General features: G+C 64.8%; 2 protein-coding genes and 1 pseudogene. 1 reads left to right on the top strand and 2 read right to left on the bottom strand.

Annotated features, from left to right (window positions below):
- Nucleotides 1-234: 234 nt before the first annotated feature.
- Together ABZS40_RS35470 and ABZS40_RS35465 are read right to left on the bottom strand one after the other, a co-directional pair.
- Entirely contained in the window at nucleotides 235-5,946 is a 5,712-nt protein-coding gene (locus ABZS40_RS35470; protein ID WP_354948976.1) for an RHS repeat-associated core domain-containing protein, read from the bottom strand.
- 512 nt (nucleotides 5,947-6,458) lie between these two features.
- On the bottom strand, nucleotides 6,459-10,628 hold the full coding sequence (locus ABZS40_RS35465; RefSeq protein WP_354948974.1) for a LamG-like jellyroll fold domain-containing protein: 4,170 nt from the start codon (nucleotides 10,626-10,628) through the stop codon (nucleotides 6,459-6,461).
- 1,431 nt (nucleotides 10,629-12,059) lie between these two features.
- Between ABZS40_RS35465 and ABZS40_RS35460 the strand changes: the two are divergent.
- Nucleotides 12,060-12,385, top strand: a pseudogene (locus ABZS40_RS35460) (IS701 family transposase); the annotation flags it as partial.
- Nucleotides 12,386-12,763 lie beyond the last annotated feature (378 nt).

Here is a 12,763-nt window from a genome sequence, read left to right as displayed (position 1 = left end):
TCCGAACAGGTCATGCCCGTCTTGCTGCCACCAACAGCGGCGCTTCTACTCAAGCCTCACAAGTCAGACACCGTCACGACTTTGCCGGGGCCCTGGGTTACCACCGGCACCAAACGTGGCGTTCTGTTGGTCGGGTGACGCATTCGTGAGCACGGGTAGATGGGGTGTTTGAAAGTAGGTCGCCGGGCGGCGAAACTCGCCCGACGACCTACTCTCGCGTGTCATATTCGAAGCTTACCGACTCGCACCGAGTAGCTGTTCTGAGACGTGCCACGCCTCCCGGAAGTCTTCAATGATCCGACCGGGATCGCCCCTCGGAAAGTAGTTTAGGCCAACCACTCGGGTCATCCAGTCCGTCTGGGCACCGCCGGCTGCGCTACCGCCGGTGCCCATGTTGTAGCCAATCCTGATTGCCTCGTCTCGGCTAACGGTTGAATTGGTACGTGGAACGGTCCTGTCGTGGCGAGCACCAAGGTACGCGAGGTAATGGGCAGCCGCTTGGGTGGATCGCTGAATATTCCCCTCGTCAGTGAGGTTGTAGGTGTCCCTTAACCCGAAGCGGATCGCGCCCTTGCTTTGCGACATGGCCCGCATAAACGCGTCAACCTGCATGTTGGCCAAGCCGACGCTCTGCACGCCCAGATTATTGTCGTCCTTCGCACCGCAATGGCAGTCGCCGCTTTCGGTGATTAGGACCGCCAGAAGCAAGCGTGGATCGATGTTGGCTTCCTGTGCGTAGTGCGTCAGGACGTCGAGATATTCGCGAGTGACATTCTCTCCCAGCCAGTTATGTACTATATTCCGTCCGGTCCGACGATCATTGCATTCCACCCTGCGGCACAGATTCGAAACATTCTTCACATACCGCTGTGCCACTTTCGCCATCTCGGCAACTTGCGAGACGTCACCTTTCCCGGACGCCGACCCCTTCGCAGCCTTCGCTTCGGCTTTGGCCTTCGCAAGTGGGTTGCCGTTGTAATTGCATCGGCAGTCGTCGTAGTCAGCGAGCAATCCGCTCGGATCACTGAGGGTGGCCGGGCTGTTGTTGGCGTAGGCATAGGCGTTGAGCTGCTGCGGCTCGTCTGCTTTTAGGAGAGGGTCGACTGAGATGAAGGTCCCAAGCTTCGAGTCGTATTCGCGGGCGCCTAGTCGTGTGAGTCCGGTAACCGAGTTTTCAACGCCACCGACGAATCCTGCGCCTCCGCCCGCCCAGTTCGGCGAGGCGTCGCGCTGGTTGCCGAAGGCGTCCGTCCGACGGTAGGACACCTGAAGCGTGGCCGAGTCAATCGCTACGTTCGCGGTACCCTGCCTGTCGTTGACCAGCCAACTCAGGCCGGAACCCGTACGGATGGCTCCGTCGTATCGCCGCGTTCCGGCCTTAGCACCGCTGGTGGTGCTGTACTGCAGTTCCCCACTCGGGGTAAACAGCGTCACTGCCCCGGGATCCCGACGAATCAGCTGATTACCGTCGGCGTCGTAGACGTAGGTGGTTTGGGTGGCGCCAGCGTTCACCCCAGCCAACAACCCTTCGTCGCTCCAGTCCAGCGTCTGAGTTCCGGCTTGGCCGGGACGAGTGGAGAGGTTGCCGGAGCCGTCGTAGCCATAGTTGACGACAGCGGCACCGGTGGTCGCGATCGACGCGACGGCATGAGGCCGGGCCGAGCCGGGTTCAGGATATGTGTAGGTGCTGGTCTTCCCCGGCACAGCACCGAAGGCGTTCTGTACGAACGACTTCCGGTTGCCGGCGACGTCGTAGCTGAACGTGTGCCAGTACGGCGCCGGACCGCCGACAGTGTTGGGTGCGGCGGCGGTGTCACAGTTCACCGCCGGAGTCCAGGCGTTGGTCATCCGGCGCAGGTAGTCATAGCCGTAGCACTGAACGTCGATGCCCGCCCCGGCGATTAGGTTCTCCGCCCGCACCACGTTGCCTGCCGGGTCGTAGCTGTAGGTCCGGTCGTCGGCGATGGTGTCCCCGGTACCGGAACGGTCAGTGAAGATTCGGTTGAGGCGGCGACTTCCCTCCTCGTAGTAGTACATCTGCCAAGCTTTGCGAGTGCCACTGCCGACTGTGGTCTTGGAGGGCTCGCCCAACTCGTTGTATGTCATGGTGCTGAGGTTCATACCTGAGCCAGCGCTGCTGGCCGCCTTAGCGAGGTTGTCGTAGCCGTACACCACGGTTTCGGCGGCCAAGTTGCCCAGAGTCGGCAGCTGCGTGGAAGCCCGACTGCCGTCCGCCCGGTAGGTCGTCCGGGTGGTGTAGGTACCGGCGATACCAGTCTCCGCGGCCGGGATCACGACGCTTTCGGAAGTTGGACGATTAAAGGCGTCGATCTCGTCCAACTTCCTGGTGTACGCGGCGCTCCCAAGGTAGCGGCTGGATGAGACCAGCACGCCCGGCACATTTTTCGACGTAGCCCCGGCCCTGGTGAGAACGTCGTACTTCCATTCCGCCAGACGGGTCGCGCCGACCCAGGTGCCGGTCCGACGGTTGAGCGCGTCGTAGGTCGCGGTGGTGACCCGGCCACGAGCGTCAGTCGAGCTCACCTGATTGCCAAGGTCGTCGTAGCCTGCCATGGTCGTGCCCTTGTCTGGGTCGACGATCTTGATCTTGCGACCCAGGACGTCGTACTCGTGACGCCAGACGTTGCCGGCGGGATCGGTGATGGTCGTGCGCAAGCCTTGCTTGGTGTAGGTGTAGCGGGTCGTGTCGAATGCGCCGGTGGCCGTGGCTGCGTGATACTGACGAAGTTCGGTCGTGTTGCCGTCGGCGTCGATCAGGGTGGTGGTGGCGGTCCCGCCTCGCGGGGGGATGACCGTCGTTCGGTCACCTCCGTAGACCGTCGCGGTTCCCCATCCCTGCTGCTCGACGTTGTTCTTGAGGAAGGTCGAGGCGGTGGCTCGTCCGGCGCCGTCGAAGACGGTCCTGGTGGCGTTGGGCACCTCCTCGGCCACAGGGTTGTACAGAACGTCCCTCGGCCCGGAGGCGTTGTTGTAGTAGGCGGCGCGAGTGAGGACGTTTAGGCCGCGGGTGTCGTAGGTGGTGTCCGTGATGATCCGACCGCCGGCGGGACTCGGTGCCTGGGTCTGTCGGGGTCGCCCCAAGCCGTCGGACAACGCGTACGTGACAACGTAGTTGTTGTTCGGCCCGAGCTTCTCGGTGCGCACCGCTCCAGGCCCGTCAACGCGCACCTGGTAGTCGTGGCGGATACTCGGTCCGTCGCCGAGGGCCTGGGAACGCCCCGGCTGCCACACCGCGGTCAGACGTCCAAGCCCGTCGTAACGAAGGTCGGTTCGGCGGTTACTTGCATCGAGCACCGTGATCGCACTGCCACGGGCCGGGTCAGTTGTGGTCACCGACTGGTGTCCGAGAGCATTCGTCACCGTAACGCCTGTGGTGAGGCCATTGGCCTCGGTGTAGTCGATTGTCGACTTGTTGTTTCGGGCGTCGTACTGCTTGACGGGCCGCCCGAAGGCGTCGTACTCGCTTCGGGTCGTGATGTAGGTTGGTGTCGATCCGGCGTACGACTTGGCGTTCTGGATCGCGGTCACGTCACCCCTAATGGGGGCAACACCGAACTCCTGTCCGTCATAGGACGTACGGACGTCGGAGATCACATCAGCGGGGTAGGACGGTGCGGCACCGCAGGCCACTCCTACCGCTTTCTGCTCGCTGGGCAGGGACACGAGCATAGCGTTGGTGCTCAGGACGTACCTGGTGGTGGTGCAAATTTCGTCCCCGCCGGTGCCCATGTCGCCACTGTCGTTGACTTGGGTCTCGTTGCCATACATGTCGTAGGAACGCTCGACCTGGGTGCTACGGAAACCGCCCGCCGCCAAAGCCGTCCGGCTGACCGTCTTGACAATCTGAACCTGGTGCGACTTCAGCGAACCCTGAGTGGCGGTAAGCCGCTTCCATGGAGTCTCGATGGTGCTGGTCACGACCGCGCCGTTCCTGCCGTTTCGGACGATCTTTTCACGCAACAGGCCGGCGTACGGCTCATCGTCGGTGACCGAGGTGTTCGTGGAATCCGTAATGCTGACCGACTTGGAACCACCGGCTGCGGTGCGGTCACCGTGCATGCCGCGGAAGTACTGGTACTGCGTCTCTGATTCTCCGCTGTCAGGGACCGCCGCCGGGTCACCCTGCCGGACGATCAGCTTCTCGTAGCCGCGCCACTGCGACCAGGTGCGCCGCTCAGCCGGGAGCATCTGGTCGTCGCTGTACGCCCAGGCTCCGTGACCGACGTACTCATAGGTGCTGACCTTGTCGGGAGCGCCTCCCACCAAATCCTTCTCGGAGACCTTGGCGACGACGTACTTGTGGAACCAGTCATTGCGTGGCGTCGGCTCGGGCGGCAGCACCCAGCGCACCGGGAAACACCGCTTGGTGTTGCTGTCAACTGCGGGCGTCGCGCCTGCGGCGCAGTCCGGGGCCAGGTACGCCACCGTGGTCGAGCCGCCGGTCTCGTTGTTGATGGTCCGGAGGCGGTACTTGTACATCGCGGGTGCGCCGTCCGGGCCGGAATCGACGCGGTTGGCCAGCGGCTGGCCGTCGAAGGTGACTGCCGGCAGCTTCACGGGCGGACCAGCCTGCCCCGTGCGGACGATGCCGCCGAGCCACATCGCCGGCGATGTCTTGTCCCCCGGGCTCGGGTAGCTCTGCGTCAACTCCCAACGGTCGACGTTCTGATAATTCCCACCCCCGGTGGCGATCTGTGTGTTCACCGCGCCGAGCTTCTTGGTCGACCAGAAGGTGGGGCTGAGCTTGGTGGTGTAGTTCGCATCTGTGCCCTGCAGGTCCCATGGCACATCGGGCCAGGAGGCTGGCACGCTCTCCGCGCAGGTGGCTCCGGCCAGGCATCGGTCGGCTCGTTCGAAGACAACCTGGGCCGGTGCGGGTCCGGCGAACTCGGCCCCGGCTCGGGTGCCGTACTCGATCCTGGCCAACGTGCCGCCCCGGGTGTAGGGCGCCTTGGCGGTACCCATGTTCTTTCCGTAGAGGTTGGTTTCCCGCTGATACCAGTAACTCATCGAGTTGTCGTTCGGGTCGACCACATAGTCGAGATTCCACCGGTACGCCTGGTCGCAAGATGAGGTGGCGTAGCCAGCATCCGACCGGCAGGGCTCGCCTGGATCGTTACCGAACACCGGAACGGTCCATGTCGACCCGGTCTCCGCCTTGCCGGTCGACCAGCCGGGGAGTCGGTTACGGCCGAAGACGTACTGAACACCTTCGGTAGTGGTGATCCGCCAGTGCTCACCATCGTCGTCGCCGTTTTCTGCCCCGGTCAACCGTTCGATCCGAGTGCCGTCGTCGATCTTCTTGTGCCAGACCCCGTTCTCCAGTACTAGGTCACTGGACTGGCCATTGAGCGACAGGGTGGCGTTGTCGGTCTCCCAGCAGAGGTCGCCAGTCTTCCTCTGCTCGTTGTTGCCGCCCAGGTCGTCGGCGCAGCCCTTGTAGGAGCGCTCAACAAAGCCAGGCCAAAGGTTCCAGCCTTCCCCCACCCAGGACGTCTGATTGTTCGTTGAAGAGATTCTTCCATCGACGGCGCCGGAGGAATAGGAAAACTTCAGCTCTGGCTTCAGCCCGCCGGGCACCGGCGGCATATTCAAATCGTACGACCAGTTGAAGCTGCCGCTCTGCTGAGATACCTGCCAGGCTGCAGCCGGTGCCAGCGAGGTCGCCTTGTAGTCACCCGTAGCGCTCCCAGCATCGGCAGTGAGAGTGAAGGTTCGCGCTGTCGCCTCCACGACGGCGTCGGCGGTGACCTGGCTCGTCCTGACGTCATTGCGGGAGGGCAACGGCGTCGTCTTGCCATCCGCCAACACCTCCGCCAGGCGGAGCCGACGCGCCCAGTCGCCACCGAAGGCTTGGCGGAAAGCGCCGTAGTTCACGGTCAGTGAGACGGGTCCGGCCATGCGTTGCCCGTCGACGCGGGTCACTTTGAAGAGCAATCCTTCGGAGGTCGACGCCTTGGCCTCCGTCCGTTGAAGCAGGTCGACCCGAACCCGGGTTGGAGCCAACGGCGTATCGACGCTCGCAGATCGCGGGGCACGTCGGGGAGCGACCCAGATTGGCGAGCTGCCGGCCCGGGTCTGCGCACCCGTGCCACTGGAGGTGGCAGCTGGCACGGCGGCGAGCGCGACCTCGTTGGAAGCGGGCGTCGGCCAGCGAACTGCGGGGTTCCCGCGCTGAGCCCGATCTCTGGTGAGGGACGGCGGGGCAGGGATCGCGGCCATGTCGCGACCTGACACCGAGGGTATGCGCTGGGGCTTTGGCTTCGCTCGCGGTGTTCGCGCGTCGGCCGCCGATGGCGGCGACGCCGCAGCGCCAGGCGGCGGCCCAGCAAGCGAGACCGCCAGGACAGCGACGACGGCTGCGGCTACGCCGCGACGTGATCGCGCCCGAGGAAACTTCATTTTCATCCTTTCACAAGATTGTCGAATCGCGCGGTTCAACGCCGGGTGACGAGGTAGCCGAGTGGGGTTTCCACCACGTTGCCCTCGCAGTCCGGATCAAGCGAATCGAACCGCTCACCCGTGCTCGTCATTCGGCATCGAAAGAGCTGTGCACTTTCGGCCACGTCGGTCGGCGCAGTGGTCCAGATGTGGCCGCTCGGCCGCACGGTGGCTTTTCCCTCGCAGTCCGCTCTGATTGAACTAAATATGTCGGTACCGTCTTGGCAGATCATCAGCGGCGTCGTGCCAGGCTGTGCGGACAGTGCGACGAGTCCGAGAGAGAACTCCGCGTCGTACTCGCTGCGCGGGCTGAACGCCGTACTCATCTGGTCGTTCGGATATCCAGGCGTTCGATACCGGACCAGCTTGGCGAATGCCTGGGCGTAGCCGAGCAGGCCGTCGATGCCTCTGCCCTCGCAGTGAGGGTCGTGCGAGAGGAAATGGCCCTGGCCTGTTGACGAGCAGCGCCACACCGGGGCGACCGGCAGATCAGGCGGCGGGACCATATAGAGGCTGCCGGCGGCGCCGAGAATTTTTGCGCCTTCGCACAGAGGATCTGCCGACAGGAACTGATCCGAGGTGCCGTTGAGACAGGAGTACAGGTACCGGGTGAGCGGGTCTCCGTCCGGACCGGGCAGGCCGATCGGGTCGCCAAAGTGGGCTCCGAGGGGAGCCATGCCTGACCCGTTGAAAAAGTATCCGTCGCCACCGCGGTAACGGGCGAACTGTCCCGTGTGGGCGTTGTCCCGCACCGTCACCGGATCGAGTTGATCGGCCATGATCTGGTCGCTGGTGCGTACCCCAGTCCATACGTGGACGTCGTCGAGCATACCGCGGAGATAGTCGGTTGAGACGCCCGCGCGGCGGATACGCCCGGCGACAAGGTTGCCAGCGACGTTGGCGGTGTTGCGTCCAGTCGCCGTGGCGGCGAGCACTCCCCCGACATACAGCCTTACCTCACCGGCCGCCGCGTCGTACACGCCGGCCAGGTGCACCCACTCCCCCGCCTGGGCGACTCCCGGGGAGTCGGCCCGGATCCAGGCAGGGCTGTCCGCATCTGCCGTAGCCACCTGGAAGCTCCACCCCCCGGTGGCCTGTTGGTACTGCAGCGCGAAACCGGCGGATCGGCTGCCGTCCTGACTGAGCACGGTCTGCGTGACGGGCTTCGGCACGCCCGGTTGGCCTGAGGCTTCGTCGAGCCGGACCAGCGCGCTGGCGGTGAAGCTGCCGTCGGTACGGACAGCGGGTTGGGCGGTGGTCACGCTTCCGCTGCCGTCGAGGCGGAGCGAGCCCTCGCCCACCTTGCCAGGCGGCCCTAGCCGGGCCACGCCGGTCGCCGAGAGCGTCCCGGTCCGGTAGTTTCCGGACGCGTCGCTGGCGATCGGGCCGGTGCCCTCGTCAAACGGGAGGAAGAGTTCCTCGTTGGACGGCATCGTGGCCAGGTCGTGAATCTCGGTATTGGAGAGAGCACGATCGTAGATTCGCACGTCGTCCAGAGCGCCCGGGAAATAGTCGGCGAAGACCCCAGCAAATTTCGCGCGCCCCAACTGCACCGAGCCGGTCGAGGGCCATGCGCTGGTGAATGGGACTGCCTGGTTGAGCACACCATCCACGTATAGCTTGGCCTGTTTCGCTCCCGCGTCGTACACGCCGACCAGGTGGGTCCACACACCGATCTGCGCGGTCCGGGTGCTGGTCGGCGAAGCGGAGGCGCATGACTGACAGTCGGTGTTCGGCAGCATGAAGACCCACCTGCCGCCGCTGCCACCCCGATACTGCAGAAGAAAGCTACTCAGGTTTCTGCCATCCTGGCTGACTGCGGTCGCGGCGTTCGGACCGAGCCGGTCCAGCTTGACCCAGGCTCCCACCGAGTAGGATCCGACGGTGGACACCGCTGCACCATTCGCGGTGTTCACGTGTCCATTGGTGCCGTTGAGCCACAGCGCCTGCTTGTGCCGGCCAGCGACGATTCCTCCGCCGATCGGGAAGGATCCACTGTGAGCGCCACGCTCACTGGTGTCCGGTACGTTGACCACGTCGACGCCGTCGCCACGCCAGTGCGCGACTGGAGGGCTTCCAGCGCCTGTCTTGAAGTAGTAGCCTCCACCGACGCCAGGAGCGCCGAGACCACAAGGCGAGACGTAGATCGGGCCAGGATTTCCTGCTCGATCGACACTGCGCACGTACAGATTCGCTGGGCCCTCCTCGTCGGGAGTGACCTGGACAGTGGCGCCGCCTCCGAGCTGGAGCGCGGGCACGTATTCCGGAGTGGATCCGTTGTTCAAGCCGTAGCGAAAGCCGACCACGTCGGTCTCGCCGTTTGCGGAGATGTTGAATTCCCCAGTCCGGCCGACACTGCCTCCGGTGCCGCATTCAGGATATAGACCACCAGCCGACGAGACGCTGGGAGCCTTCGTCGGTGCGGACCTGTCGACGGTCATGTCGCACCAGGATCCCCAGGCGCCGTAGGCGTTGCCGTCCCACCCTCTGACCCGGAAAGACATCCGGACGCCGTCCCCGTAGGTGCCCTGCGGCACCTTTACCCGTGCCGTCGTGCCTGACGGCGCTGCGGCCCAGAGTTCGCCAACCTTGGCACCATTCTTGACGTAGTACTCGAACTGCGCCGAGACCGTGTCGCGTTCGGGGTCGGACATCACGGCCGCGAGCTCGGGGCCTGACTCGCTTGTGTACGGCTCGTTCGGCTGGATGGCGCAGGTTCGGCCAGCGACCGTCTGGCTGGTTGGTGCGCTCGGAAGGGAGTTGTACGTGGTGTTGAGAACGGCACTGCTGGGGTCGAACTTCTTCCATTCGTACTTGTTGCTTTCATTATCCGCGCGCAGCAGGAACGTCGTCGACCAGGAGCCCTGCTGCGCCATCGACGCCACCCAGGGACCGGCGGTGAAGCCGATGTAGCCCGTCTTACAGGCGTCAACGGAATGCTGGCCGAGGAGAGAGGTCCCCCCTGGTTGACCGTCCCAGATCGTGTTGGTCGAGACCCGTCCGCTACCCCAACCATTGACCTTCGTGGGATTACAGGACGGCGTGTAGGTGAGGCGGATGTTGAACTCCGCCGACAGCACCTGCTTGCCGACGAGATCGAGAGTGTTGAACTGGAAGTACGAGCGATATAGCACGGTGGGCGACTGCCAGTCGGAGTAGCCCACCTTGGCCACCCCCGGCTCGTCGTTTGCGCCGTTCCACTTCGGCTGCGTGATCGGCCGGCCACCGACGACTGCCACCTCGGTCCAACCATCACGCGGCGCTGACCACGGAGGGTCGATGTAGACCGGCCAACGCGTCGCTGGGTCCGTCAGCATGGAGATGGCTGGACGGAGAATCATCTCGTCCCGCCCGACTTGCACGGATCCAATAGCCCGACGGGATCCGTCCTCCGGCCCACCGACCAACTCTCGACCGGCGCCCGCTGCTGCGGTCGAGTCCCACATGACAGGAGCCGACGAACCGAACACCACCTCTCCCTTGGTGTCGACTACCGTCGGATTGCCCTGCCGGTCGGTACGCACCGACAGACCAGCAGACAGCGACAGGCCGAATCGCACCGTCCGCAGGCGCGGATTCTTGGCAGCCTCGGCCGAGTGCACCACCAGCACCTGGGAGAAGCCCGTCGCAGTGACCTGCATTCGAAGGTCGACGCCGGGTAGGACCGAGCGGTAGGTGGCGGAACTACCCGTCAGGGAAGGTGTGGGCAGCGCACCGGGCCAGGAAAGCCGCATCTGCCGGTCGCCGGAGCCCACCATCACGAGCGGAGCGTCGCCGCCTCCGGCTAACCGCATTGGCGTCGAGGTAGCCCTTGGAACGACAGCCCCGTCCGGGCCGAAACTGAGGGTGGTGTCCACCGGAATCCAGCCCGCACTTCGCCGGACACGGACCGGTACGGCATGTGTCTGCGACGTCAGGGTGCCATCCGGGTTGGCGAAAACCTCTCCCACCTCGGAGCGCCGATCTACAATCTCTACTCTCTTGCCCGATGTTCGCGCGTCGGATGTTGCGCGTTCCAACGATCCGGGCCGGGCAGAATTCGGGGGAGCATCGGCTTCGACGGCCGTGGCCGAAGCTCGATCGTCGGAAATAGCTTCTACCGCGACTGCCATGTGCCCGACCAGCACCGCCGTCAGAGCAACCAACCAAGCACGCCGAGTGCGCACAGCTTCTCCTCATACGCTCCGTGTCACGACTACCCGGAGCGGGCAGAAGGTGGCAGCGCCGACGACAGCATGGACGCCATAGCCTTCAGAGTTGCTTCAGAGCCCGATCAGGATGCCCTCTAGTCACAGGTCTTGAACTGCGCAAACAGCGCCGCCTGGCCGTCGGCTGCGACCGACGCGTGCACACCAACGACGCCGCATCCTGCTGCGTGTCGACGACCTTGCAGAGGGGAGCCACCCGCGCGTGGCAAGCAGTGCAGCCGCGGGCCGGGAGAGGACCTGGTGCAGGGTGACTTGGACAGCTTCGCTGCCACCCACCCGGCAGTGCGGGCTCGCGCACCGTGGGCCCCCCGCTCCTGGCGGCAATGGACTGCCCGACCGGCAATGCACGGAGTATCGGGTAGGCGTCCGGCGGCCCGACAACGGCGCTGGGGCGCACGCACGGTGGGCGCATCGGCGGCAAGCGCCCAAGTCCGCCGATCGGCGAGGACCGAAGCGACGCAACTGGCCCACACACCGTCACTAAATGGAGTCGACCCTGGTCAGCTCCGCTCGCGCCGCGGCGACCAAGATCGGCGGAACGATTCCTGCGGAACCCAGCCGGCCCTCGCCGGCAACACTGCGGCCACCCTCGCGTTCTGCGCCTATCATCCCGTCAGTTCCGAGACAATCCGGCGGACTGTCCCATCGCCTTCGAAGGCAACCCGAATAGAGCCCAGACTGACTTGCGGACACGGGCGAGCGAATGGGCCCTCGCAATTCATTCGCTGAGACAACAGCAGCGGCCATCTGATGATCTTCTTGATCTTGCCAACACGAACAGGAATCCGAACCACTTTGCGGTCAACATCCACCGCTGCCGGGCCAGGTCGAACCCGGCCGGGCCAGCCTCGTACGCTACCGCCACCGCCACCGGCAACTCCCGCAGCCGGTCCAGGACCGCCTCCGCCGACGGGCCACCGACCGCGGGTACGAATGCGGCCAGTCGTCAAGCCGCCGCCGCATCACCTGCCCGATCATCGTGTCCAACATCGCAGGCCACCATCGACCGCGCGTACAAGTCCGGACCCACACTCGTGCTCTCACTAGACAACGGGGCCAACCGCAAATGGCGGCACCACCGACGAGGCCCACTCCTCGTCGGTAGTCCACTTCAGGTTGCGAACGAGCCCTCGGCCCGGCCGACCGGGCTGCTCATACCGTCTACCGCGATCCGGGTCAGTACTGCAACGGCAGTAGGCGAATCGGAGTCGGTTCAAGTTCGTTGATCTGCGTGTGGCGGACGTTGATGTTGCCCGGTGGCATGGGGAGTTGGACCGGCTGCATGCCCGTATCGGGCCTCGGTTTCGCCGGTCGGAGCCGCGGCGGCGTGCGCGGCAGTACCTGTGTGGGCTGGTCTCGGGTCTGGGTCGTAAGAACGGGTGGTGAGCGAGGGTGCGCGTGGGCATCTGCTGGCAACCCGGCCGGGGGCGCTGGCTCCTCGCCCGGGGCAGCATGAGCACCGGGGAGATCGCCTACTACGTCTGCTACGGACCCCCCGCACCCGCCTGCTCGACCTGGCCCGCATCGCCGGAGCCCGCTGGGCAATCGAGGAGTGCTTCCAGCAGGCCAAAAACGAAGCCGGCCTCGACGAATACCAGGTCCGCGACTGGCGAGCCTGGTACGCCCACATCACCCTCGCGATGGCCGCCCACACCTGGCTGTCCATCGCCCGAACCCTTACCGCAAAAGGGGACCCAGCCCCAGCGACGACATGATGATCGGCTACACCGTACCGGAGATCCGAAGACTGCTCACCGCACTCGCAGTGCGATCAACCCACCCACCGGAGCGCGTCTGGGCCTGGTCCCGATGGCGCCGCAGACGCCAACACCAAGCCCGAACCTGCCACTACCGACGACACGGCTACCCCTAACCTGCCGTTACAGTACTAGGTGCGGCAGACCGAGGAAGCGACTGGGATGAACGTCGAGCTCAAAAACGGCGGTGCGCCTGTTCCGCGACCCGTCAGACCCACACCACTCTTCAGGTTCTGACTGAGACGTTTGCTTCATCTTCGCGCCAGTAGCGGTCGATTTGCGTCTCGGGCTTCGATGGCGCAAGGTGCCCGACCTGACCGGGAAAGGGCGCATCCC

Source organism: Micromonospora sp. NPDC005324 (genome assembly GCF_040607155.1).
Taxonomy (GTDB): domain Bacteria; phylum Actinomycetota; class Actinomycetes; order Mycobacteriales; family Micromonosporaceae; genus Micromonospora; species Micromonospora trifolii.
This window is presented reverse-complemented; position numbering and strand designations above follow the sequence as displayed.